The organism is Marinobacter sp. DS40M6, assembly GCF_028581595.1.
In the GTDB taxonomy this organism is placed as follows: domain Bacteria; phylum Pseudomonadota; class Gammaproteobacteria; order Pseudomonadales; family Oleiphilaceae; genus Marinobacter; species Marinobacter salarius.
In genome coordinates, this window is sequence record NZ_JAFCAE010000006.1 from 208,510 (window position 1) to 233,949 (window position 25,440).

Below are 25,440 nucleotides of genomic sequence, written 5' to 3' on the forward strand. Positions count from 1 at the left end.
GCAGGGATGTAGCCGGATTAGAATATCTCCTTGAAACAGAGCCTCGCATCTATGCGCAAAGACTCATCCAGTCGGCACATCCTGATCTCTATTGCGTCACTGGCACTCCTGTTTACGTCCCTCTGCGGCGCAACCGCATTCGCTAACGAGGAAGCTCCCTCACAGGACGCAGAGCGCGTATTCCGATTTAACGTCTCGCCGAATGGCTACCCCCCTTACCTGATCACAGAAGGCGACAAACAGTCCGGCATCATGTGGGACGTGGTTGTCCTGGTGGCTAAGCAGTTGGATTATCGCGTTGTCGCCGAAAAAATTCCCCGCAAACGGGTCGATCAGATGCTGATGGACGGCTACATAGACGGCACCACCCGGGCGAAGGAATGGACTGACAACCCCGAGGATTTTGTCTTCACAGATCCCGTGGTGAATATTGAAGAAGTCCTGTTTGTGCCGAAAGACTCAGCGTTTCAGTTTGAAGTGCCTGAGGATCTGCTTTCGAAAACCCTGGTAACCCACCTCGGTTACCATTACCCCGCATTGGAACCGTACTTTGAGTCAGGAGACATCAGGCGCTTTGACGTCTCCAAGGACCGGGACATGTTCCTGTACGTTCTCCATGGCGAAGATCTCGACGCCGCGATCGCAGATCGCCTGGTTGGCAAGTGGATCCTGAGGAACGAGGGGCTCCAGAGAGAGTTCACCACTACCTCGACCAAGCTCAGCGAATACGGTTTCCGACTGATGCTCCGGAAGGAGTGGGCACCTTTTGCCAACGCGTTTAACCGGGAACTCCAAGCCCTCCGGGAAAACGGCAGACTGGATGAAATTCTCTCCAACTACCGTTAACTCCGGAATCGCCTCTGTTATTCAAGTCGCCTGAGCAGGAGCATCGGCGATACGCTCAATACGGGCTTCAGTTGCCAGCGACCGAACAGCGCCAACACCAGGGCACTGAACAGTGGGATGGGCAGTATGGTCTGCCAGTGCCAACGGAACTCGCCTTCAAACATGCGGAACTGCAACGCCCAGACGGCGCCTTCCGCAGCCGCAACGCCGAGAATACCGGCAAAGAATCCCAGCAACGCGAATTCCAGCATGGTACTCCTTACCAGCAGTGTCTGTCGGCCGCCCAGAGTCCGCAGCAGCGCACCTTCCCGTTGCCGATCCTGCATGGTGGCACTGACTACCGCAGCCATCACAACCAGAGCGGCGGCCAGGATCAACGCCAATATCGCTTCGATAGCCTGGGTAACCTGCCGTACGATTTCCTGAATACGCTCAATCACATGGTCGATTTCAAGTACGGAAACCGTGGGAAACCGGCGTGAAAAATCGTTGAGCTGGGATTTCAGGTCCGCCGGCAGATAGAACGCCGTAATCCACGTGGCGGGCATGTCTTCCAGCCCACCTCCCGGAGGAAACGCCATGTAGAAATTGGGTTTCATGCTGTCCCACTGGACCGTACGAACACTGGTCACGGTTTCCGAGATCTTCTCTGAGCCAATGGTGAAGCCAAGCTCATCCCCCACCTCAACACCGAGCTTTCCAGCCAGCTCCGCTTCAATGGAGACACCGTCGGTCTGCCCGTTCGTGAACCATTGGCCAGCAACAATGCCGTTGTCCTCCGGCAATTCTTCCATCCAGGTCAGGTTTAACTCGCGGTTAAGGGCACCGACCCGCTCGTCCTTGGTCACGGCTTCCTTCACCGGCTTCCCATTCAACTCGGTAAGCCGGCCACGGACCATGGGATACAGCTTCTCCAGTGGGTGCCCGCGTTCCGCCCAGAATGCATCCACCTCATCCACCGCCTCCGGGGCGATGTTGATCAGGAAGTGATTGGGCGTGTCTTCAGGCAATTGCGACTGCCAGTCGTCCAGCAGGGACGTTCTGACAAGGATCAGCGTAGCCGCCAGCATCAACGTCATGGCGAAGACCGCAATCTGGGACAGGCTGGCTCGGCGATGCCGGTACAGACCCACAAGTGCCAGCCGCCAGGCGTTCCCACCACCACTGATGCGGCGCAGCGTAGTGACCATCAACCACCCAAGCAGGCCCAGAGTACCGAGCAGCAAGGCAAGCCCACCAAGCAGGGACAACACCAGGGACACTTCCCTGGCATACATCCATACCAAGCCAAAGATTGCGACGACTGCAATCACCAGGTCGGGAATCGCTTCGCGGCCGGATTCGCCAGGCTGGCTTCGCAACACCCGCATCGCCGGTACATTCCGCAGCCTTCGGATGGGCGGATACGCAAAGGCAAACAGCGACACCAGCGCTGTCAACAACGCCGGCGCCAACGCATTGGGATCAATCTGGTAGTCTATCTGCCGCTCCAGCACATCCCCCAACACGCTGGACAGCAGCCAATACAGAGGTAAGGCCACCAACAGGCCGCCAACGGCACCAACAATACCCCACAGAGCCAATCGACGCAGGTACAGGCGGCCTATTCCCTGGCTGCGAACCCCCAGGGTTTTCAACAGCGCGACAGTATCCCGTTGCGATAACGCGTACTGACGGCTGGCGACCGCCACGGCGACCGCCGCCAACATCACCGCCAGGCTGCCACCCAGCAACAGAAAACGCTCAGCCCGCTCCAGTGAGCGGGAGAAGGTCTCGCCGTCGCGCACACCCTCCCACTCGTGGCTGGGCTCCAGGCGTGGCTGCAGCCAACCGTAGTAATCGTCGAGCAGCGCTTCTTCACCGGCAAACAGGTACACGTATTCAACCCGACTGCCCTCCTGAATCACACCGGTGGCGCCAACGTCATCCACGTGCATCATTACCCGCGGCGCCAGAGCGGACATATTGAAGCCGCCGTCCGGCTCACGCACCAGCAGGCCAGAAATGATCAGCCCCTGATTACCAACCTCCAGGGTGTCTCCCAGTTCAAGCTCCAGGAGCCGCAGCAAACGCGGGTTGATCCAGACCTCGCCCGGCGCAGGGCCATGAGCAACCGTTTGCCTCGGTGCCTCCGCACCCTCCTGGTATTCCACTTCGCCCCGCAGCGGGTATTCGTTGTTCACCGCCTTGACCGACACCAGCTGGAAATTCCCGGCACCAAAGACCATCGTGGAGAATTCGACCATACGGGCCGTTTCCAGCCCTCTTTGCTCGGCTTCCTGCATCCACCCCTCAGGAATCGGCCGGCCGTTTTCCGCTTCCAGTTGGCGATCCGCGGCAAGAAAAGAGCTGGCTGACGACACCAGGGTGCGCTGCAACTGGCTGGCGAACAAGGCAATGGTTGCTACCGTGGCAACCGCGATGATCAGCGCCGAGAGCACCACACGAACATCCCGTTCGCGCCAGTCACGTTTGACCGACATGAGTTTCTTGGAAGCCGCCATCAGTTCACCGCTTCTGGCTGAGGGGCCGTCGAGGGCTCGGTCAATACACCGGCCTCAATATTGAATTGTCGGCCACAGCGGGCGGCAAGCCGTTCGTCGTGGGTCACCATGACCAATGTTGTGCCCTGCTCCCGATTCAGGGTCATCAACAGGTCGGATACGTCAGCGCCAGTGCGGTTGTCGAGATTGCCCGTGGGTTCGTCGGCAAACAGGATGGCCGGCTCGGAGGCAAAGGCGCGAGCAATGGCCACCCGCTGCTGTTCGCCACCGGAAAGCTGCCTCGGGGTGTGAGAGAGCCGTTCGCCAAGCCCGACCCGTTCCAGTAACTCCTTTGCTTTGGCTTTCGGAGAATCGAAACCGCCCAGCTCCAGTGGCAGCATAACGTTCTCCAGCGCGGTTAGGGCCGGCAATAACTGGAATGACTGGAACACGAAGCCAACACGGCGGGACCGGAGTTTCGCGCGTTCATCCTCACTGAGCTTGCTGATCACCGAACCATCAAGTTCAACGGTGCCATCAGATGGGGTATCCAATCCGGCCAACAGCCCCAACAACGTGGTTTTCCCGGAGCCGGAGCGCCCGACAATTGCGACGGATTCACCCCGGTTGATTTCCAGGCTGACCCCCTGCAAGATCGTCAACGTATCTGTCTCCAGGCTGACCTTGTGCGTCAGGTTACTGACTTTCAGCATGGGGCTAACGTTATCCGGTTTGTGATCACTTAAGTCGCTCACGAGCTCTCCACAACGGTTGTCTTGAACACAGGACCTCTATGCATACGGTATTTTTACGCCTGAGATCAATAGTTTTTCTCGCTTTAATGTGTGTTGGTGCCCAGGCTCAGGCCAGCCAGAGCACACTGATGATCGTTGGCGACAGCCTCAGCGCAGCCTACGGCGTGCAAACCGGGGAATCCTGGGTGGCTCTGCTTCAGGAACGGCTCGAGGGCGAGGGCCTGGACCACTGGCAGGTGGTGAACGCCAGCATCAGCGGCGAAACCACCGACGGCGGTCTGCGCCGCCTGCCGGATCTTCTGGATAAGAACGAACCCGCCGTTGTTGTCATCGAGCTCGGTGGTAACGATGGCTTGCGGGGATTTCCGCCCAACGTTATCCGCCAGAACCTGGCCCGGATGATTGAGCAGGTAAAGGAGGCGGGCGCCGAAACCCTGCTGGTGGGCATGCAGATTCCGCCCAATTACGGTCAGCGATATACCCGCGCCTTCGCGGACATTTACCCCGAACTTGCTGACCAGTACGAGACCGAACTACTCCCCTTTTTCCTGGAAGGTATCTATGACCAGGAAGGCATGATGCAGGGCGATAGCATTCATCCAACGGCAGAAGCGCAGGGTCAGTTGCTCGATAACATCTGGCCAGTACTGGAACCCATGCTCAGGGAATAGCCCTGCTTTAAGCCACCAGCGTGCGGGCATGCGCCACAGCCCGCCGCTCCGACCAGTAATAGCCATCCTGAACGTACTCAACAAAGCCGACATGGCCGCCCCAGCGGGGCGCTTCCAGCCGCACGTAAGCGCCCAGTTGCGCACGGGATTCCGGAAAACATTGCCGGGACAGGAACGGGTCATCGGCTGCGTTAACCATCAGCGCCGGCACACGGATGTCCTTTAAAGTCCACAAGGCAGAACAGTTTTCCCAATAGTCCCTGGCATCTCGGAAACCGTGTAACGGGGCGGTGTAGCGGTCATCAAACTCATGGAAACTGCGAATCTTTTCGAACCCGGTAATATCGATCAGCCCCGGGAATCGTTTCGACTTCTCTTCCATCTTCGCGTGAAGGTCACGCAGAAAACGTTGCATGTAGATACGCCGGCTGGGCCGGGCCAGCGTATCGGCACTGCCGGCCAGGTCACAGGGTACGGAGTAGGTGATAGCGCCGCAGATACGGCTATCCACCTGCTCTGACTTCTGCCCGAGGTATAGCAGAGTGAGGTTACCGCCCATGCTGAAGCCCGAGAGCATCACTTTTCCATACCCCTGAGCAAGTCCATGCTGCACGACCCTGTCCAGGTCGCCAGTTGCGCCGCTGTGGTAAAAGCGGGGCTGATGGTTCATCACACCGCCGCACGAACGAAAGTTCCAGGCCAATACATCCCAACCGTCGTTCAACAGCGCCCGCGCCAATCCCTGCATGTAAGGACGCTGACTGTGCCCTTCCAGGCCGTGGGATAACACCGCCAACCGGTCGTTCCCCTGGCGATACCAATCCAGATGTAGCTCGTCATCGTCGTCTGTTGGCAGCGATTCCCTGACCGGCTCTGTCAGTGACACCTTGCGAAACAGAGTCGGCCAGACAGACTGGACGTGGCCATTGCGCAACCACAGGGGCGGCTTGTAATACAGATTGTGGTCGTACAAAATTTAACCTTTCAATTCATGGGGTTGACGCCGCCGGGCAAAGCCCCTATTATGCGCGCCATTCCGACTTTGTTCCCCGATAGCTCAGTTGGTAGAGCAACGGACTGTTAATCCGTTTGTCGCTGGTTCGAGCCCAGCTCGGGGAGCCATTTACAGCACCTCCTCTCGCTGCATGAAGTCCCGCAGCACCCGGAACAACGTCACCCCATCTCTGGTTCCTGCCATTTCCCGGATTGAGTGCATGCCAAACTGTGGCACACCGATATCCAGCGTTGTCACCCCAAGATTACCGGCGGTGAGCGGGCCAATCGTGCTTCCACACCCCATGTCACTGCGCACCACAAAAGTTTGATATGGCAGGTCAAGCTCATCACTGATGTGGCGGTACAACGCTGCTGAGCGGCTATTGGTGGCGTAACGCTGGTTATGGTTGACCTTGATCACTGGCCCCTGGTTCAGAAGCGGGCCGTGGTTCTCGTCGTGCCTGTCCATGTAGTTGGGGTGGATACCATGAGCGTTGTCCGCCGAGATCATCATCGAGCGGGCAATCGCGCGCGCCCGACCCTTACCGCACCAACGATCCAGAACCGCTGACAGGAACGGCCCCTGAGCCCCTTCCGCCGACATGCTGCCCACTTCCTCGTGGTCGTTGCATACCAGCAGCGCCGGTTCGTCTCCGGAAGATTCGATCAAAGCCTGCAGCCCTATGTAACAGCTCAGCAGGTTATCCAGCCGTGCCGATGCAATGAAGTCCTCGCGCAGCCCCACCAGCGATGCTGGCTGGGCGTCGTAGAAGCCAAGCTCATAGCCCAGAATTTTACGAACGCGGACACCTGGGGCCTCCGTGGCCAATTGGTCGGTCAGCAGATCGGTGAAGCGGGTGGTGTCGTCCTCCGGCACTTGCATCAATACCGGCGGAAGATCGGTTTGTGGATTAACCGTGCGATTGCTGTTGGCTTCCCGGTCCAGATGAATGGCGAGGCTGGGTATATACGCCACGGCCTTGCGAAAATCGATCAGTGTGTCTTTCACCGACCCGGACTCATCCACGTAAGTGACCCGACCCGCCAGGGACAGGTCACGATCAAACCAGGGATTCAGCAACACGCCGCCGTACACTTCCACACCCAACTGGAAAAACCCCTTGCGGCGCAGTTCCGGGTTAGGTTTCACCTTCAGACAGGGGCTGTCGGTGTGGGCACCCACCATACGAATACCGGCTTCCGCGGGGTCGCGGCGACCAGTGCGGAACGCCACGATGGATGAGCCGTTACGGATGGCGTAATAGCCCTGCCCCGCTTCCAGTTCCCAGTCTTCTTTCTCATCCAGGGCCTTGAAACCCGCCTGATCAAGACGATGCTTCATACTGGCTACAGCGTGCCAGGGGGTCGGTGATGCGTTCAGAAATTCGAGCAGATTGGTGTTAAATTCAGCGTGTTCCATGATGTCCCTGATAAACTGATAATTGCGGCGCCAGTATGGCATGATGGCGCCCGACGTCATATCCGTACAAAACGGCTGCCCGCGCAGCCCGGCTACCCGGAGAGTGTACCTTGCCCGCACCGCGTTTTCTTGATATCGAATACTGCCAGACCGACGACGTTCTGTTCCCCGTGGCCATGGCCTGGTCACTGGAAGACGGTCAGATGAAAACCGTCGTCATCGCCCCGGCCGACGAATGGATACCGGAAGACGCCGACCTGGGCGATATCGACCTGCTCTACCTGGAAGAACAGGGCGTGCCCCTGATCGAACTGGCCCAGGAGCTTCATCAGGACCTGCCCGACCAGACGGTTTACGTGGACGGCATGGATCCGGACGAAATCCTGGTGGATCTGATCTTCACTGCCGTCGCCATGGACGCGCCCTTCGAAATCGCGGGCATGGAAGAACTGGTCACGTCCCTGCCCCGGGAAGCGCTGGACGACCGACGCAGGCAACTGCTGTCCGACGAAGGCCTGGAACCTCAACTGCCCGAAAACGGGGTCTATGCACTGTTATTGATTGCACGTGAGGAAGGCTTCTTCGACTGAACCCCATCCTACAACGTCGCTGGCAATGCGAACTGTGACTTGTGTCGACGTAACAAACAGTTACAGAAGGCAGAATCTGTCGGAATCCGACAACGCCAGGAAGCCCAATAACAATGAACACGCTGTTGCGACACCTCTTCACGGCCGCCACGCTTTCCGCAGCATTGCTCACACCGGGCATGGCCAGCGCACAGGATAAAACTCCCCGCGAAGGCATGACCTACTTCGGCATTCTGGCCACCGGCCTCAACCACCGGTCTGTAGGCCAGAACACCCTCGAAACAGCCTGGTCAACCACAGGATCCATGGTGCTTGGAACGCATATTTCCGAGTATTTTCACGTGGAGATCCGCGCAGGTGCAGGTACCACCACCGCCGAAATCGACAACGAACTGGAATTGGACATCGAGTACTTCGCCAGTTGGTACATCGGCGGCCATTACCCGATCACCGATTACGCCAACGCCTATGCCCAGTTCGGGTTTTCCCACGTCCAGGGGGTTGCCACTCTGACTCCGCTGGGCAAGGCCCGGGAAGCCGATCCTGACGATGACTCGCCCTACGCCTCAATCGCGGACGAATATCCGGACAGTTCCTTCAGCGTGAGCTGGCTGCTTGGCCTGGATTTCGAGGTTATCGATAATGGTTTCATCGTCCTGGAAGGTGGCCGGTTATTTGAAGACACCGAAACCGGCGCGAACACCTTCCAGTTCTCAACCGGTTTTAAATACGAGTTCTGACCTGCCAGCACCGGTGAATTCGAGCATTGCGCTGAAAATCCCGGTCCAGGGTGTCCCGGGTCACTTCTTCAATGGCGAACTCCTCTTCCAGGCTCTCATCCAGCTTGAAGCGCCGGAAGTTGGTCGAGAAAATCAGCAGGCCCTCTGAGGTCAACCGCTGCATCGCCTGGCGGATCAACCGGCCATGGTCTTTCTGAATATCCAGTACCCCGGCCATGCGGGCGGAATTCGAGAAGGTGGGCGGGTCCATAAAAATCAGGTCAAAACGCTGATCGCTGGTTGGCTTGCCCGCCAGCCACGCCAGGCAATCCGCCTGCTCCACCCGGTGATGGGACGCATCGGCACCGTTAAGCGCGAGATTCTCCTGAGCCCAGTTCACATAGGTTTTCGACATGTCCAGGCTCAGTGAACGGGTCGCGCCGCCGACCGCTGCGTGCACGGTGGCCGCTCCGGTATAACAGAAAAGATTCAGGAACCGCTTGCCCGCAGCATTCTGCTGAATCCAGTTGCGTACTGGTCGATGGTCCAGGAACAGGCCCGTATCCAGATAATCTTTGAGGTTCACCTTCAGAACACAACCATGTTCGTGAACGTTAAAAAACTCTCCGCTGGCTGCCTGCTTTTCGTACTGGCTGGTACCTGTCTGCCGCTGTCGTTGCTTGCAGACCATGTCTTCCCGCTCGACACCGATGGCGTCAGGAATCACCGCCAGAGCCTCGGCCAACCGTTCCCGTGCGGAACGCTCGTCGACTGACTTGGGAGCAGCGTACTCCTGAACGTGGACACGACCCTCGTAGACATCAATAGCGAGTGCAAACTCGGGCATATCGGCGTCATACAGGCGGTAACAGCCGATACCCTGCTTGCGGGCCCACTGGCCGACGGTCTTCATATTTTTCTTCAGGCGATTGCGCAGCATCGCAGCGCGCTCTTCATTGGCGATGCGAGGCGTCACCTCGCCAGGTACATCGGGCTCCCGCGGTGTCATGGCGCTGGCGTCATCCACGTTGAACAACAGCAACTGCGCCGGCAACTTGCCGTTGTAGAGTCGGTACTGCTTGTAGCTACGAAGGCCTATGGATTTGCCGTACTCGGGCGCACCGGTGAATACGCCAAACCGCCAGCCCGGCAACGCTTCCTTAACGGCTTCACCCAGGCTGCGATAAAGACCACCCAGCTCCTTGCGTTCGCTCAGGCGCTCGCCGTAGGGAGGGTTAACCAGCGCCAGGCCGGTCTCGGCCCAGGCCTCTTCGTGGCTGAACTGGTCAACTCCCCGCTGCTTGATGGTTACGATGCCTTCCAGGCCAGCCCGTTGCAGGTTGTTCCCTGCGGTTTGTATCACCCCTCGATCCTGGTCAAAGCCCAGGAAGGCAGGAACGCGCCCCTCAATGCCCTGCTTGCCGGTATAGGCGCGCTTCTCGGCTTCCTGGCGCAGTGACAACCACAGGTCCGGCTGGTGGCCCAGCCAACGCTCAAAACCGAAACGTTCGCGCTTGCGGCCGGGCGCCAGATCCAGAGCCATCATGGCAGCCTCAATCACCAGCGTGCCGGAACCACACATAGGGTCGATGAAATCGCCGCCGGCTTTCGCCAGTTCCGGCCAACCGCATCTCGTCAGCAGAGCCGCCGCCAGATTTTCCTTCAGTGGCGCTGCCCCCTTTTCCGTGCGGTAGCCCCGCTTATGGAGGCTGTCGCCGCTCAGGTCGATGCCTACCGACAGTTTGCCGCGATTCAGGCGTGCGGATACCGTTACATCCGGGTTTTTGGCGTCCACGGAAGGCCGCTGACCACTGGCACTGCGCAGACGGTCCACAATGCCATCCTTCACTCGCTGGGCACCATATTGCGTGTTTCGGATGGCTTCGTTCTGACCCACAAAGTTGACGCGAAAACTGCCATTCATCGGAATATGCTGCTGCCACTCCAGATCCGTCACACCCCCCAGCATCTGGTCACCGGAGGTGGCATCCACGTCCGCCAGATGAAGGATGACCCGGTTTGCGAGCCTCGACCACAGGCAGGCACGATAGCCACTTTCAAGGGTGCCGTTGGCCCAGACACCTGCCGGTGCGTTCCGGACCGGGTCCATGCCGAAGGTACGCAGTTCGTCCTCCAACAAATACTCCAGGCCCTTGGGGCAGGTTACGAAAAAGTTAAGGTCTGACACGTTCGACTCCTGAGTCGTTTCTACGGCGGCTAAGGTCGTGGGATTAGCGCATTTTCCGAGGTTTTCACTGGCTTGTTATGTCACACAACTATAAGAGAAGCTTCATATAGATGAAATAAATAGTGTACAAGGGCGCTGGCTTAGTCTTACCTTGTAGGTGACGCGTCGTTCCGGGGAGCCAACAAAGGGCTCCCTGTTAACAGGATCCTGACTGCTCTGGCCATACCTGACAATAGTGGGTTACCCCGGAAGGGTTGCCCCAAGTCCCGGCCACGGCAGATGTGTACACGCTTGTTCTGTTAATCCATCAGTGAGGAACGGCATGAAAAGACAGAAAAGAGATATGTACGCTCGTGCATTCAAACGGGGTTACCTGGCCGGCGTGTCCGGTAAAGCAAAAGACAGTTGCCCGTTGGAACAGCCGGAAGTTCGCCAGGAATGGCTCAACGGGTGGCGAGAAGGCCGCACAGATCAATGGGAGGGCATGACCGGCGTATCCGGCATCCACAGACTGGCAAACGTAACGGCATAACGTTGTTTGTCAGCACCCCGAATCTTTAATCTGATCTTTCAACAACACACAATTTGGCGCAGTACCCAGAGCAACCCAAACGGGTCCTCCCGACCCGTACCATGCGATGAAACGCCACGGGGTTTATTCCCCGCACGGGCCCGCTAAGCGGGCCCACTTTATTTCTGGCCTCACTTCCTGGCACACCTCATGGCACACCGTTCTCACCACCGCATCAAGTCAGACGCCGAATCGCGTCGACCGACTCCCGGATCAGCGCCGGACCGCGATAGATAAAACCGGTATAAATCTGCACTAACTTTGCGCCGGCACGAATTTTTTCAGCCGCGCTGTCACCGTCGGTAATGCCGCCTACCCCGATAATCGGTAACGACTCTCCCAGTTCCGCATACAGAGCCTGAATCACCCGGGTGGAAGACGCCTTTACCGGCGCCCCGCTGAGCCCCCCAGCTTCTTCCGCGTACCGATGCCCGGCAACGGCCTCGCGGCTGATGGTGGTATTGGTGGCTATGACACCGTCCAGCCCCGAATCTTTCAGGGCGTTGGCCACAAAGCGCACTCCGTCGTCGTCCATATCCGGGGCGATCTTCACCGCCAACGGCACGTAGCGCCCATGTTCCTTCTCACAACGTGCCTGCTCCTCCTTGATGGCGTGCATCAGGCCCTTTAGAGAGTCGCCAAACTGAAGATCCCGCAGGCCGGGCGTATTGGGGGATGATACGTTCACCGTGATGTAGTCAGCGCGGGAATACACCGCCGCGATACCTTTGCGATAATCTGACTCGGATTCCTCGTTGGGTGTGGCCTTGTTCTTGCCGACATTGATACCCAGTACGCCGGCGTAACGACGCTTGTCCACCTGATCCAGCAGGTTCTCAAGGCCATGATTGTTAAAACCCATCCGATTGATAATGGCGCTGTGCTCAGGGAGCCGGAACATTCTCGGCTTCGGGTTGCCGGGCTGAGCCAGAGGCGTGACAGTGCCTACTTCGATAAACCCAAATCCCAATGCGCCCAGGGCATCCAGATGATCAGCGTTCTTGTCGAGCCCTGCAGCCAGCCCAACGGGATTGGGAAACTCCAGGCCCATCACCTTGGTTGGCAGCGGCTCCGGCTTGCTGACGAGCGCCTGGAGCAACCCGAGCTTTCCTGCCATATCGAGCCCCGACAACGTCAGGTTATGAGCAGTCTCCGGTGGCAGCCGGAACAGCAGTTCGCGCATAATGCCATACATACACAATCTCCCTGATCGAGAACGATGCGGAGTATACCGGAAGTTTTCCACAGCATCGCCCTACACCTTAAATATGACGGCTAAATGTCTGTAGCGTTAAGCTCTTGTGACCTTTTCCACGGAATCTGTGGATAACCCTGTTGAAAATCGCGGGGCAACGCGGCCGAACCCTTGATATTCGCGCCAGCCTACAGATTGATCATTTTTTGATCAGTTTATTTATTTATAAATATCAAATAGTTACGGAGCCTTTTCTGTCACGACAGGCAGTTCAGTCACAGAATGTTACGTCATTCAGCGATTACGCCCATGTGCATAAAACATACAGTGGCAGGTTCGTTATACTGACGATCAGGCCCACGGAGAACCTCAATGACGGACCAGCAGACCTTTTCCTCCCAAGAACCCAAGGGACTCCCCCAGGAGCGCAGGGCAGCATCGCGTGTAACCGTTATCGGAATGCTACTGGATGGTGTACTGGGCATTCTCAAGGTCATCGCCGGAACGCTGTTTCATTCCCAGGCGCTGTTGGTGGATGGCATTCATTCCTTTACGGATGTCGCATCGGACCTGGTCGTACTGGGTGTCATGCGGGTGTCCCGTCAAGCGCCAGACCAGGACCATCCTTATGGCCACCAACGCATAGAAACCATGGGCACCATGGTGCTCGGCAGCATCCTCATTGCCGTTGGCGCGGCCCTGGCCTGGGATAACACCCTGCGACTGCTTGATGGCGGCGCTGTGAACATTCCCGAATGGCCGGTGTTGGTGGCAGCCGTCATCTCCATTGCCAGCAAGGAATGGATCTATCGCTACACACGCCGGGTTGGCATAGCGATCCGTTCGGACCTGATCATCGCCAATGCCTGGCACAGCCGCACTGATGCCCTCTCCTCCGTGGTGGTGCTCTTCTCGACCATCGGCGCCATGCTGGGCTATCTGTGGCTGGACATTCTCGCGGCAGTGATTATCTCCGGGATCATCATTCACATCGGTTGGCGCTTCACCCGCGACAGCGTGAAAGAACTCGTCGATACAGGCCTGTCCCCGGAAGATACCGAAGCACTGAAACACATCGCCAGTAAGACCGACGGCGTGCGCAACGTGCATGAACTTCGCAGCAGGCGCATGGGGCATGACATCCTGCTGGATGTGCACCTCGTGGTGTCGCCGGAGATCAGTGTCTCCGAAGGGCATCAGATAGGAATGCAGGTGGTAAAAGCCATGCGCAATGCCCTGGACAACATTCTCGACATCAATTTCCACATTGATGCCGAGAACGACGAAATCCACCCCCAGACCTCCGAGCAACTGCCCGCTCGAGCGGAAATCCGCGAGGTACTTCACCAACACATAGAAAACCTGCCGTCCAACAACCGGCTACGGCTGCATTACCTCCGCAACCGGGTCCATATGGAACTGTTTATGGAGATTCCTGAGTCTGAGGCACTTCCTGACGCCCGTCAGATCAGCGAGGACCTTGGCCGCTACGCGTGGTTCGGCAGCCTCAGGATATGGCACGCCCATACCGAGAACTGACAGGGCGTCTGTCTAGCGACGCCGCTTTTCCTCCATGCGGGACAGGAACTCCTGCATGATCAGGGTGTATAACTCCCCTCCCAGGAATCGATCCTCAACCCCGGCATCAATGCTGGGGTTGTCGTTTACCTCAATGACTGCCACTCGGTTACCAGACTGTTTGATGTCCACACCGTAAAGGCCATTGCCGATCAGACGTGTGGCGTTGAGCGCTGCCTGGATGACGTTCCGGGGCACCTCGTACGTCGGCATGGTATCGAAACCACCACTGTCCACTTCCGCGCCACCGTGCTGGTAGATCTGCCAGTGTCCCTCCACCATGTAGTATTTACAGGCATAGATGGCCCGGCCGCCAAGCACCCCGATACGCCAGTCATAATCGGTGTAAAGGTACTCCTGGGCCAGTACCAGTGCCGATTGTTTGAACAGCTCTTTCAGGCCCGCCCGCAGCGTTTTTTCATCCTCCGCCTTGGTGACTCCCCGCGAAAAGGCACCGTCAGGAATCTTGATAACGGCAGGAAAGCCCAGATCACGAATCACCTGTTCAGCACTGTCTTTCTGATCTTTCGACAGAATCAGGGTTTTTGGTGTCGGGATCTTGTTGTTCTTCAACAGATCCGCCAGATAGACCTTGTTGGTACAACGCAGGATCGACACCGGGTCGTCGATCACCACCATGCCCTCGGCCTCGGCCTTGCGGGCGAAACGATAGGTGTGATGATCGATGGCAGTAGTCTCGCGAATAAACAGGCCGTCGTATTCCGGCAGCCGCATATAATCACGGCGGCCGATCTGCTCCACGTTAATCCCCAGCTTACGGCCAGCCTTCTCGAATTTCTCCAGCGCCTCTTTGTCGCTGGGAGGCATTTCCTCGTCCTCGTTGACCAGCATCGCAAGATCAAACCGATAACGACGGCGGGTACGGGGCTTGCGCCAGACCATGCTGCTGAAACGGTCAAACGCCGCCGCGAATGCATCCTGTTCTTTCCCTTTCAGGTCGGCGGGACAGCCTGGCTTCATGGACGCTATCTGCCAGGTTTTGCCACGGCGGAACACCACGTCCAGAACCGGGCACGGGAAACGATCAAACAACGCGCGTGCAACCGGCTTCAAATCCCCATGTTCCGCCTGCCCGAAGTACGTGCGGACACGCACTTCCCGCGTGGCGTGGTTATTGTCACCGGCGGGCTCGATCTCAGCCCCGGCTTCCTCAAGCCAATTGATCACGCTCGCATCCAGTTCATCCAACTGCAGCGAGAACAGCCCTTTGCGGCTGAGGTCGTTGAGCGTCATCACAGACGGCACCACATGATGGCCACGAGCCTCAGCCAGCAGTGAACAGTAATAGCCACGACTGAGGTACCGGGCGCTCTGGCACAGGTTGATCACCCGCACCCGACTGGAAGTGGGCGCGGAAAACTGTAGATACTGATCAAAAGTCAGCACGTCTTCACTGGGGTAATACGGTGCCCAGTCCTTGGCGCGGTCAACAACAATCAACAATCGTGACATCAGTGGCATTCCTCCATGAAGGCAGTGCCGGAAGCTTGGGGAACACAGGCCCACCATGCGTCGACGGTGCCTGTACAATCTCGCAACAATACGCCGGAACGCTCTAGCCTACAATTAGCACGAAATGCGTGCTTTTACGCATGATTGCATGCTATCGGCAACGTCGGCACTCACTCATAATAGCCGTCAAAGCTGAATCCGGCGAAGCCGCCACATTTGAGTTATCCAGAGTTCTTTCACTATGACATCACTCGCTTTTCGTCACGCCACAAGCGATGACCTGGACGCACTGGTAAAGCTGGAGAACCGCTGCTTCACCGAAGACCGGATCTCACGGCGCAGCTTCCGGCGCTTCCTGGATATGCCGCGGGATCGCCTGATTGTCGCATTGGCCGGCGACGAACTTGTGGGCTACTGCCTGGTGTTGATGAGCGCGGCCACCCGGCTGGCGCGAATCTATTCCATCGCGGTGTCGCCAGCCGAACGCGGCCGCAATATCGGCGAGCAATTGGTTCGTGAGGCGGAAGCTGCGGCGGTCGACGCCGGCCGCATCGTGATGAGACTCGAAGTGCGGGAAGACAACTCCCCGGCGATACGGCTCTACCAACGCCTGGGCTATCGCCAGTTCGGCACCTATCGGGACTACTACGAAGACCACGGCACCGCGCTGCGCTTCGAGCGTCGCATCCTGTTCTACGAACCTTCGCGGGAATTTCCGGCGGTACCCTATTACCCCCAGACCACAGAATTCTCCTGCGGCCCGGCAGCCCTGATCATGGCCATGGCGGCCCTGGATGAACAGCAGCCGATGACCACCCTGGAAGAACTGAAACTCTGGCGTGAGGCCACCACCATCTTTATGCTCGCCGGCCACGGCGGCTGCGGCCCCCACGGCCTGGCACTGGCGGCCTGGCATCGCGGGTTCCACGCCAGCGCCTACATCAGCAAAGAAGGTGCCCTATTCAAGGACACGGTTCGCAACGACGACAAGAAGCGGGTTCTGGAGCTGGTGCACGAAGGCTTTCTCTACGACATCGGCCAGACCGGCATCGAACTCCATCACGACCCGCTCACCCTGGATGGTATGGAGGCTGCGCTCCACGATGGCCGCGTGCCGGTGATCCTGATCAGCACCTGGCAACTGAATCGCAGCCGCGTGCCCCACTGGGTGACGGTGTGTGCGATGGATGATCAGTTTGTATACCTGCACGACCCGGAAATCGACACGGACGTTGGTGAGACCGTCGCTGACAAGCAATACCTGCCGGTAGACCGCCGGGTGTTCGACCGCATGTCCCGTTACGGCAAGATCCAACCGTTGCAGGCAGCGGTCATAGTAGGACCAAGGCGTTAGCCAGTCCGCAAGGCAGCCTCTTTAAGCTCGGAAATATCATCCCGTAACCTGGCAGCCGTCTCGAAGTCGAGATCCGCAGCGGCCTTGTACATATCGTCCTCCAGGCGGGTGATCTCCTTGAGAACCTCTTCCGGAGAGCGGTTACCCGCCTTGGCACGGTACTTCTCTGCCTCCTCGGCAGCCTTCTCGCCCGGACGCTCGGCCTTACGGCGACCGCGACCACCGCCACCACCGGCGCCTTCCATGATATCCGCGATCTTCTTGTTCAGACCCTGCGGCGTGATGCCATGCTCCTCGTTATGGGCCGCCTGCTTCGTTCGGCGGCGTTCGGTTTCGTCGATCGCCCGCTGCATGGAACCGGTGATCCGATCGCCATAGAGAATCGCCTTGCCATGGAGGTTACGCGCAGCCCGCCCAATGGTCTGGATCAGCGAACGTTCCGAACGCAGGAAACCTTCCTTGTCGGCATCCAGGATAGCCACCAACGATACTTCTGGCATATCCAGACCTTCCCGCAGCAGGTTGATGCCTACCAGTACGTCAAACTCGCCCCGGCGCAGGTCACGGATGATCTCAACACGCTCTACGGTATCGATGTCCGAATGCAGGTAACGCACACGGATATCATGCTCCATCAGGAAGTCTGTCAGATCTTCGGCCATACGCTTGGTGAGCGTGGTCACCAGAACCCGCTCGTTGACGTCAGTGCGCAAGCGGATTTCCGAGAGCAGATCGTCCACCTGGGTAGAGGCCGGGCGAACTTCGATTTCCGGGTCCAGCAGGCCGGTTGGCCGCACCACCTGTTCAACCACCTGCCCTGCGTGCTCGGCTTCGTAGTTGCCGGGGGTGGCGGAGACAAACAGCATCTGCGGTGCAATCCGCTCCCATTCATCAAAGCGCATGGGCCGGTTGTCCAGTGCTGACGGCAGTCGAAAGCCGTATTCCACCAGAGTTTCCTTACGGGAACGGTCACCCTTGTACATGGCGCCGATCTGAGGAATGGTGACGTGGGATTCGTCCACCACCAGCATCGCATTGGCTGGCAGATAATCGAACAGCGTCGGAGGCGCCTCGCCCGGCTGGCGACCAGACAAGTACCGGGAGTAGTTCTCGATGCCGTTGCAGTAGCCCAGCTCCAACATCATTTCGATGTCGTAGCGGGTGCGCTCTTCCAGACGCTGCGCTTCCACCAGGCGATTGTTGTCCCTGAGTTGCTGCAGGCGCTCATCCAGCTCGACCTTAATGCGCTCAACGGCATCCAGCACTTTCTGTCTTGGCGTGACATAGTGGGATTTCGGATAAATAGTGACACGGGGCACACGCCGGAGAACCTCACCGGTCAGGGGATCAAAGTAACTGAGGTTTTCCACCTCGTCATCGAACAACTCAATGCGGATGGCTTCTTTCTCGGATTCTGCCGGAAACACATCGATCACATCTCCCCGCACCCGATAATTCGCCCGGTGAAATTCGACATCGTTGCGGGTGTACTGCAGCTCGGCGAGGCGCCGGAGGATGTGACGCTGGTCGATCTGGTCACCCCGGTCCAGGTGCAACATCATTTTCAGGTAGGACTGGGGATCACCCAGGCCGTAAATGGAGGATACGGTGGCAACGATGATGGCATCCGGCCGCTCCAGCAGGGCCTTGGTCGCCGACAGACGCATCTGCTCTATATGTTCGTTGATGGAGGCGTCTTTTTCGATGAACGTATCGGACGATGGTACATAGGCTTCGGGCTGGTAGTAGTCGTAATAGGAAACGAAATACTCCACCGCGTTGTCCGGGAAGAACTCACGAAACTCGCCGTACAACTGGGCCGCCAGGGTTTTGTTGTGGGCCATGATGATGGTCGGCCGCTGCACCTGCTGAATGACGTTGGCAATGGTAAAGGTCTTGCCCGAGCCGGTCACACCCAACAGCGTCTGGTGTGCCAGGCCGGAGTGGATACCGTCCACCAGCCCATCAATGGCTTTGGGCTGATCCCCAGCTGGCTGAAACGGGGAATCCACCTTGAAGGCGCCGTCTTTCATGAGCGCGCCGGTTTCTGAAGTGGCCATAGTCTGGAGACATCCTTCGTTCAATCAAAAGTGATCTGGGCAACGCATTGCACCGCGAATATCAAAAGGTGCAATCTGCAGAGAAACTTATCGTCACGCGGGCTTCATGATACCATCTGAATCGTCAAAGGCGGCCTGAACATGGTGGAAACCACTACCCCGAAGCCGCCGGAGCCCTATCAGACGCAGCTTTAAGGAGCGCAAGTTTGGACCTTCAACTTTCCAGCCGAGTACAGGCGATCAAGCCCTCTCCCACCCTCGCAGTCACCAACAAGGCAGCGGAACTTCGCGCTGCTGGCCAGGACATTATTGGCCTGGGTGCCGGCGAGCCGGACTTCGATACCCCGGATCACATCAAACAGGCGGCCATCGAAGCCATCAACAACGGCCAGACCAAGTACACCGCCGTGGATGGTACGCCCGCACTGAAAAAGGCGATCATTGCGAAGTTCAAACGAGACAACGGCCTGGAATACGAAGCCAACCAGATTCTGGTAAGTGGTGGTGGCAAGCAGAGCTTTTTCAACCTCGCACTGGCCACTTTGAACAAAGGCGACGAAGCCATTATTCCGGCGCCGTACTGGGTATCGTACCCGGACATGGTGCTGGTGGCTGAAGGCAAACCGGTTATCATCGAAACCAGCGCCGACACCCGCTTCAAGATCACCCCGGAGCAGCTGGAAAACGCCATCACCGAGCGCACCCGCCTGTTCGTGATCAACAGCCCGTCCAACCCAAGTGGCATGGCTTACAGCCTGGACGAGCTGAAGGCCATTGGCGAAGTGCTGAAGAAGCACCCGCAGATCATGATCGCCACAGACGACATGTACGAGCCGATCCTGTGGACCGGTCAGCCGTTCTGCAACATCCTGAACGCCACGCCGGAGCTGTACGATCGCACTTTCGTGCTCAATGGCGTGTCCAAGGCCTACTCGATGACCGGCTGGCGCATCGGCTACGCCGCTGGCCCGGCAAAAATCATCGGCGCGATGAAGAAGATCCAGTCCCAAAGCACGTCCAACCCGGCATCGATTTCCCAGGCGGCCGCAACGGCAGCGCTGGACGGTCCTCAGGCCTGCGTGCAGGAAATGGTCACGGCGTTCAAAGAACGTCACGACTACCTGGTAGAAGCCCTGAATGCCCTGCCGGGCGTTGAATGCCTGCACGGTGACGGGACCTTCTATGTCTTCCCGAGTTTCCAGGCGGCCATTGACGCAGACTCGGGTGTCAGTAACGACGTAGAGTTTGCCGAGAAGCTGTTGAAGGAAGCCGGCGTGGCTCTGGTGCCGGGCTCCGCTTTCGGTGCACCGGGCCATATGCGCCTGAGCTTCGCCACTAGCCTGGATACGCTGAAGCAGGCCATTGAGCGTTTGCAGAAAGCGCTGGGCTAAAAATCCTGGCAAGGGGTTGACGAGGCGTTGGGGTAACCTTAATATACGCGCCTCGTCACACGACGACGTTCCCCGATAGCTCAGTTGGTAGAGCAACGGACTGTTAATCCGTTTGTCGCTGGTTCGAGCCCAGCTCGGGGAGCCACTATTCCGAAAAGCCGCTAGTCCTCTGGATTAGCGGCTTTTTTCGTTTTGGTTCTTTGGGTTTAGGTTTGGCCCTAGCCTGTTGGTATGGTGCACCCTAGCCGGCTAGTAGCGGTGCCACGGCGAGGTAGGACTTCCTTCCCGAAAAACGCTACAAGCACGTCCGTGTGCGCTTGGGCTCCGCCATCCATGGCTCCGCACATTTTCGGGAAGGAAGTCCTACCCCGCCTGATTCAGCCTCTGGAGTTATCGAAACAGATTACGCTGCGCCAGTGCACCCTATGCTTACAACTCCAACATCGATAACCACAGCTATCAATAAAAATCGCCTAACAGCGATATCTGAAAGTTCAAACCGGTGCGGTGGTGGCTCCCTCCCAAAAATGTGCGGAGCCATGGATGGCGGAGCCCAAGCGTACATGGATGTACTAGAAGCGTTTTTTGGGAGGGAGCCACCACCGCACCGAAGCACCATACTATCAGGCTAGAAAAGAATCAGACCAAGAACCAAAGTTAAAGGCCAACCACCTCAGAGTGAATAGCCTCCAACGCAGCCAGAGGATCAGCAGCCTGCGTAATCGGACGGCCGATGACCAGGTAGTCGGAACCGGCTTTGAGGGCATCTGTAGGCGTCATGATGCGTTGCTGGTCGCCCTTGTCGGCAGACAGCGGACGGATGCCCGGGGTGACCAACTTGAAATCCTTGCCTTGCTCCGCTTTCAACGCCGGCGCTTCCTGTGCGGAGCAGACGACGCCGTCCAGGCCGCAGTTGCGGGTCAGAGTTGCCAGGCGGGATACCTGGGCTTCCGGGGAATCCGTGATACCGATACCGGCAAGATCCTCCGGCCCCATGCTGGTCAGCACAGTAACGGCAATCAGCAGTGGCCGATCCTTGCCGAAGCTTTCCAGGCGGTCGCGGCAAGCGGTCATCATTTTCTCACCGCCGGAGGCATGTACGTTCACCATCCAGACACCCAGATCCGCCGCGGCCGCTACGGCTGCGGACGTTGTGTTCGGGATATCGTGAAACTTCAGATCCAGGAAAACGTCGAAGCCGCGGTTCTGCAGGTCACGAACCAGAGCCGGCCCTGAACGGGTAAACAGCTCCTTGCCGACTTTAAGGCGACACTTCGCAGGGTCCAGTTGATCAACCATAGCCAACGCGGGCTGATCGGAGGGGAAATCCAGGGCAACGATGATTCGGGGATTATCGGGGGTTTGCACGGTCAGTTTCCTGCAGAATGTCGTGTTTTCGGGTTACTCAGCTTCCACGCCCTGTATTGGGCGAACGGTTTCCCACTGCTTGCAGCTGGGGCACAGCCAATGCAATTGCTGACCGGAGAAACCGCAGTTTACACATCGGTATACCGGGCGGTTGGCGAGTATCAAGTGGCCGATGCGGCTGACCAGACGGCCTTCGTCCGTCGTCATGCCTTTTTCATAGCCCGCCAGTTCCACCAGGCGCAGCAGACCGCGGACGCTGGGGCGGACTTCCAGTTCCCGGCGCAGTAACTCGATTGCAGCCATGCGGCCGGAGGTTCGCTCTACGGCTTCAACCAGCGCCAGCAGCAAGCTCGTGCTCGGCCAGGCTTCGTAGAACTTGCCAAGTTTTTTGACCAGACGCCCAACATCGCCGTGTTCGCGCTCAAGCTTCATCAGCCGGTCCACCGCTTCTGAGCCGAATTCAGGGTTCTGATCGAAGACTTTCAGGCTCTGGCTGGCCGCGTCCCGGTAGCTGCCCTGGCGAATGAGCAACTTCATCATGATAAACGTGGCCCGGACACAGGAACGATCGTACTCCAGTGCTTCCTTGGACAGCTTCTGAGCCATCCAGCGGTCGTCGTGCTTGAGGGCATCCTCAGCCTGCTCGCAGGTTATATAGGCCAGCATTTTGTACATGCGGGCATCGTGGTCGCCGGTCGTCAATGTACGGGCGACCTGCCCTGCTTTACCCCATTCCTTTTCCTGCTGGTACAGCTCGATCAATTGCAATGAAGACTTACGGCCGTACTCCCTGTCGCCCATCAGTTGATGAAGCAACGCTTCTGCCCTGTCCAGAAGGCCTGCGTTCAGGTAATCAATGGCCAGTTCGTAGGTGACCTGTTGAGAGTAACGCGGCGGCAGTTCCGGACGGGCAAGGAGGTTCTGGTGAATCAGAATGGCCCGGTCGGTCTCGCCCTTGTGGCGGAAATGGGCGCCGATAGAGAGGTGCAGGCCCACCGTTTCCTTATTCACAGCCAGAGACTGAACGAAGTTCTCAACCGCCTGATCGGAATAGTTGGTGAACAGAAATTGCAGACGATCCTTAACGGATTCCTCATCGGAGATCGGCGTTTTGGAGCGCTCCCTAGTGCTGCCCATTCGCCCCACAAACCAGCCAGCGGCCACCGCAACCGTTAACAGCAGCCATTGAAGCACTATATCCATTAAAGCGTCCGGTCGTTCTGGGCCCTGGATTTCTCCAATGCCTGCTCGGTACGAGCAAGTCGTTTTTCGAGGTTACGGCGGGAAACCGATGTGCGAACGGTTGCAAGCATGGTAATCAGAACTCCGATCAAAGCGCCGATCACAAAAGACAGGATAATCCAGACGGCAACACCGTGAGGCTGAGTCTCAAAGAGCAGGAAATTAAGGGAGACTGCCATCTGATTATTCAGGGAGAAAACAAGTGCTACCAGAACCAGAAACAATACCAGCAGAATGAGAAGGACCTTCTGAAATCCGGCCATAGTCGCAATGCTCCACACGGACCTGGTTGTTTACCTCAGGACCTGGTTAACGTCTTTCCCCAAGAGGGTAATCAGAAGCCTTTTTTAAGGCTATCGTTTACCTGCTCACGCAACTCCTTGCCTGGCTTGAAGTGCGGAACAAATTTGGCCGGTAATTGCACGGCTTCGCCGGTTTTCGGGTTACGCCCGGTTCTGGCTGCGCGATGGTGTAATGAAAAGCTACCAAAACCCCGGATCTCGATTCGCTGGCCATCCGCCAGTGATTGGGACATGTGTTCAATAATCGTTTTCACAGCCAGTTCCACATCCTTCACTGAAAGCTGCGTCTGCTTGGACGCAATCAGCTCTACCAGTTCAGACTTCGTCATTGGGCTCATCCCTCTTCACATTATTATCGGATAGCCGGTTACCAGCTCCTTGCCTCTAGTTTAGCCAAACCAGAAAAAAACACAAAAAAAACGGGCTCTTAGAGCCCGTTTTTTTCATACCAACCGGAAATGTTATTCCTTGTTGGCGTTTTGCTGCTGCATCTGCTCCTTGATGAGATCACCGATGGTCGTCGCACCAGAGGAAGATTCAGCCGCTTTGGCGCGAACACCTTCCAGCGCCTGCTTGTCATCTTCAACGTCCTTGGACTTCACAGACAGGTTGATAACGCGGTTCTTGCGGTCGATGCTGATGATCTTCGCTTCAACTTCGTCGCCTTCGTTCAGCGCGTTGCGTGCGTCTTCAACACGGTCACGGCTGATTTCAGAGGCTTTCAGTACAGCTTCAACTTCGTCGTTCAGGGTGATGGTAGCGGCTTTTGCGTCAACCGCAGATACCGTGCCCTTCACGATGGAGCCCTTGTCGTTCAGCTGTACAAACTCGGCGAACGGATCGCTTTCCAGCTGCTTGATGCCCAGGGAGATGCGCTCACGCTCGGGATCAACAGACAGGATAACGGTTTCAACTTCGTCGCCCTTCTTGTATTCACGGACGGCTTCTTCGCCAGTCTCGTTCCAGCTGATGTCTGACAGGTGAACCAGACCATCGATGCCGCCGTCCAGGCCGATGAAGATACCAAAGTCAGTGATTGACTTGATCTTGCCGGAGATACGGTCGCCTTTGTTGAACTTGCTGGAGAAATCTTCCCACGGGTTAGCAACACACTGCTTGATACCCAGGGAGATACGACGACGCTCTTCGTCGATGTCCAGAATCATCACGCCCACTTCGTCGCCAACCTGAACGACTTTGGACGGATGGATGTTCTTGTTGGTCCAGTCCATTTCGGACACGTGAACCAGGCCTTCAACGCCTTCTTCCAGCTCAGCGAAGCAGCCGTAGTCGGTCAGGTTGGTTACACGTGCAGTAACCTTGGTACCTTCCGGATAACGACCCTTGATATCGACCCAGGGATCTTCGCCCAGCTGCTTCAGACCCAGTGATACGCGGTTGCGCTCACGGTCAAACTTCAGAACCTTGACGTTGATCTCGTCACCGACATTGACGATTTCGCTCGGATGCTTGATGCGCTTCCAGGCCATATCGGTAATGTGCAGCAGGCCGTCAACACCGCCCAGATCTACGAACGCGCCGTAGTCGGTCAGGTTCTTGACGATACCCTTGATTTCCAGACCTTCGGTCAGGGTTTCGAGCAGAGCTTCACGCTCAGCACTGTTTTCAGCTTCCAGAACGGCGCGGCGGGAAACAACCACGTTATTACGCTTCTGGTCGAGCTTGATAACCTTGAATTCGAGTTCTTTGTTCTCCAGGTGCGCGGTATCGCGAACCGGGCGAACATCTACCAGCGAACCAGGCAGGAAGGCACGGATGCCGGCCAGATCGACGGTGAAACCACCCTTGACCTTACCATTGATAACACCCTTAACCACTTCCTCAGCTTCGAAGGACTTCTCAAGTACCTTCCAGGCTTCTGCGCGCTTGGCTTTCTCACGGGACAGACGGGTTTCACCGAAGCCGTCTTCCACAGCGTCGAGAGCTACGTCAACAACGTCGCCGATAGCAACTTCCAACTCGCCTTTTTCATTGAGGAACTGGGAGGCGGGGATAACACCTTCGGACTTCAGTCCGGCGTTAACGGTGACCCAGTCGTTATCGACGTCTACAACGGTTCCCTGGACGATGGAACCTGGTTGCATGTCAATTTCTTTTAGGCTTTCTTCAAAAAGATCCGCAAAGCTCTCGCTCATTATGTGTCCTATGTGATCAACGCAAGTTTACTCCGTGCTACCAGCAACACGGTCTGTTAGTTTCAATCCGGATCCAGCCAGT

The 25,440-nt window shown here is 57.4% G+C and carries 21 protein-coding genes and 2 tRNA genes; 10 read left to right on the forward strand and 13 right to left on the reverse strand.

Going from position 1 to position 25,440, the window contains the following annotated elements; all coding sequences use genetic code 11:
* Positions 1-51 precede the first annotated feature (51 nt).
* Positions 52-846: a substrate-binding periplasmic protein gene (locus JJO78_RS16530; protein WP_127401025.1), complete on the forward strand. Its 795-nt coding sequence runs from the start codon at positions 52-54 to the stop codon at positions 844-846.
* Between the two features lie 17 nt (positions 847-863).
* Here the strand turns inward: JJO78_RS16530 and JJO78_RS16535 are convergent, their stop codons facing one another.
* Positions 864-3,350, reverse strand: coding sequence for an ABC transporter permease (locus tag JJO78_RS16535; protein WP_273624165.1), 2,487 nt, complete (start codon positions 3,348-3,350; stop codon positions 864-866).
* Positions 3,350-4,042 (reverse strand): ABC transporter ATP-binding protein, encoded by a 693-nt coding sequence (locus JJO78_RS16540; protein WP_082040509.1) that lies wholly within the window; start codon positions 4,040-4,042, stop codon positions 3,350-3,352. Before JJO78_RS16540 ends, JJO78_RS16535 begins: the two co-directional genes overlap by 1 nt.
* Positions 4,043-4,122: 80 nt before the next feature.
* On the opposite strand from JJO78_RS16540, the gene JJO78_RS16545 reads away from it, so the two are divergent.
* Complete coding sequence (locus JJO78_RS16545) at positions 4,123-4,755, forward strand: arylesterase (protein WP_041333102.1); 633 nt, start codon at positions 4,123-4,125, stop codon at positions 4,753-4,755.
* Positions 4,756-4,762: 7 nt separating this feature from the next.
* On the opposite strand, the gene JJO78_RS16550 is transcribed toward JJO78_RS16545, so the two are convergent.
* A complete protein-coding gene (locus JJO78_RS16550) occupies positions 4,763-5,728 on the reverse strand; it encodes a YheT family hydrolase (protein ID WP_273624166.1) in 966 nt (321 codons plus the stop codon).
* Positions 5,729-5,801: 73 nt separating this feature from the next.
* Here JJO78_RS16550 and JJO78_RS16555 point away from each other — a divergent pair.
* Positions 5,802-5,877 (forward strand) — tRNA-Asn (locus JJO78_RS16555).
* Position 5,878: 1 nt separating this feature from the next.
* On the opposite strand, the gene JJO78_RS16560 is transcribed toward JJO78_RS16555, so the two are convergent.
* A complete protein-coding gene (locus JJO78_RS16560; RefSeq protein WP_273624180.1) occupies positions 5,879-7,171 on the reverse strand; it encodes a M18 family aminopeptidase in 1,293 nt (430 codons plus the stop codon).
* A 110-nt stretch (positions 7,172-7,281) separates the two neighbouring features.
* Here JJO78_RS16560 and JJO78_RS16565 point away from each other — a divergent pair, with 110 nt between their 5' ends.
* Positions 7,282-7,761, forward strand: a complete 480-nt coding sequence (locus JJO78_RS16565) for a hypothetical protein (RefSeq protein WP_036208396.1) — start codon at positions 7,282-7,284, stop codon at positions 7,759-7,761.
* Between the two features lie 113 nt (positions 7,762-7,874).
* Entirely contained in the window at positions 7,875-8,501 is a 627-nt protein-coding gene (locus JJO78_RS16570; RefSeq protein ID WP_273624167.1) for an outer membrane beta-barrel protein, read from the forward strand.
* On the opposite strand, the gene rlmKL is transcribed toward JJO78_RS16570, so the two are convergent.
* A complete protein-coding gene (gene rlmKL / locus JJO78_RS16575) occupies positions 8,485-10,668 on the reverse strand; it encodes a bifunctional 23S rRNA (guanine(2069)-N(7))-methyltransferase RlmK/23S rRNA (guanine(2445)-N(2))-methyltransferase RlmL (protein WP_273624168.1) in 2,184 nt (727 codons plus the stop codon). The genes JJO78_RS16570 and rlmKL overlap by 17 nt on opposite strands.
* Positions 10,669-10,990: 322 nt before the next feature.
* Between rlmKL and rmf the strand changes: the two genes are divergently transcribed.
* Positions 10,991-11,200, forward strand: coding sequence for a ribosome modulation factor (gene rmf / locus JJO78_RS16580; RefSeq protein ID WP_040474610.1), 210 nt, complete (start codon positions 10,991-10,993; stop codon positions 11,198-11,200).
* Between the two features lie 214 nt (positions 11,201-11,414).
* On the opposite strand, the gene JJO78_RS16585 is transcribed toward rmf, so the two are convergent.
* Positions 11,415-12,434, reverse strand: coding sequence for a quinone-dependent dihydroorotate dehydrogenase (locus tag JJO78_RS16585; protein WP_273624169.1), 1,020 nt, complete (start codon positions 12,432-12,434; stop codon positions 11,415-11,417).
* Positions 12,435-12,806: 372 nt separating this feature from the next.
* Here JJO78_RS16585 and JJO78_RS16590 point away from each other — a divergent pair, with 372 nt between their 5' ends.
* Entirely contained in the window at positions 12,807-13,973 is a 1,167-nt protein-coding gene (locus tag JJO78_RS16590; protein WP_091641957.1) for a cation diffusion facilitator family transporter, read from the forward strand.
* A gap of 12 nt (positions 13,974-13,985) precedes the next feature.
* Here JJO78_RS16590 and JJO78_RS16595 read toward each other — a convergent pair whose 3' ends face one another.
* The gene (locus JJO78_RS16595) at positions 13,986-15,485 is read right to left on the reverse strand and encodes a RimK family protein (RefSeq protein WP_041333093.1); all 1,500 of its coding nucleotides are present in this window, start codon (positions 15,483-15,485) and stop codon (positions 13,986-13,988) included.
* A gap of 241 nt (positions 15,486-15,726) precedes the next feature.
* Between JJO78_RS16595 and rimI the strand changes: the two genes are divergently transcribed.
* Positions 15,727-16,839: a ribosomal protein S18-alanine N-acetyltransferase gene (gene rimI / locus JJO78_RS16600; protein ID WP_091641955.1), complete on the forward strand. Its 1,113-nt coding sequence runs from the start codon at positions 15,727-15,729 to the stop codon at positions 16,837-16,839.
* Here rimI and uvrB read toward each other — a convergent pair.
* The gene (uvrB, locus tag JJO78_RS16605) at positions 16,836-18,872 is read right to left on the reverse strand and encodes an excinuclease ABC subunit UvrB (protein ID WP_227517948.1); all 2,037 of its coding nucleotides are present in this window, start codon (positions 18,870-18,872) and stop codon (positions 16,836-16,838) included. The two genes, rimI and uvrB, sit on opposite strands and share 4 nt — an antisense overlap.
* Before the next feature lie 233 nt (positions 18,873-19,105).
* On the opposite strand from uvrB, the gene JJO78_RS16610 reads away from it, so the two are divergent.
* Both JJO78_RS16610 and JJO78_RS16615 read left to right on the forward strand, forming a co-directional pair.
* A complete protein-coding gene (locus JJO78_RS16610) occupies positions 19,106-20,290 on the forward strand; it encodes a pyridoxal phosphate-dependent aminotransferase (RefSeq protein ID WP_127401012.1) in 1,185 nt (394 codons plus the stop codon).
* A gap of 69 nt (positions 20,291-20,359) precedes the next feature.
* Positions 20,360-20,435 (forward strand) — tRNA-Asn (locus JJO78_RS16615).
* 512 nt (positions 20,436-20,947) lie between these two features.
* Here JJO78_RS16615 and pyrF read toward each other — a convergent pair.
* From pyrF to rpsA, 5 genes are all read right to left on the reverse strand, one after another.
* Positions 20,948-21,658: an orotidine-5'-phosphate decarboxylase gene (gene pyrF / locus JJO78_RS16620; protein WP_127401009.1), complete on the reverse strand. Its 711-nt coding sequence runs from the start codon at positions 21,656-21,658 to the stop codon at positions 20,948-20,950.
* Positions 21,659-21,691: 33 nt separating this feature from the next.
* Positions 21,692-22,861, reverse strand: coding sequence for a lipopolysaccharide assembly protein LapB (gene lapB, locus JJO78_RS16625; protein ID WP_036208447.1), 1,170 nt, complete (start codon positions 22,859-22,861; stop codon positions 21,692-21,694).
* The gene (locus JJO78_RS16630) at positions 22,861-23,163 is read right to left on the reverse strand and encodes a LapA family protein (RefSeq protein WP_007154690.1); all 303 of its coding nucleotides are present in this window, start codon (positions 23,161-23,163) and stop codon (positions 22,861-22,863) included. Before JJO78_RS16630 ends, lapB begins: the two co-directional genes overlap by 1 nt.
* A 71-nt stretch (positions 23,164-23,234) precedes the next feature.
* On the reverse strand, positions 23,235-23,531 hold the full coding sequence (locus tag JJO78_RS16635) for an integration host factor subunit beta (RefSeq protein WP_007154691.1): 297 nt from the start codon (positions 23,529-23,531) through the stop codon (positions 23,235-23,237).
* 132 nt (positions 23,532-23,663) lie between these two features.
* Complete coding sequence (gene rpsA / locus JJO78_RS16640; RefSeq protein ID WP_007154692.1) at positions 23,664-25,358, reverse strand: 30S ribosomal protein S1; 1,695 nt, start codon at positions 25,356-25,358, stop codon at positions 23,664-23,666.
* Positions 25,359-25,440: the final 82 nt, after the last annotated feature.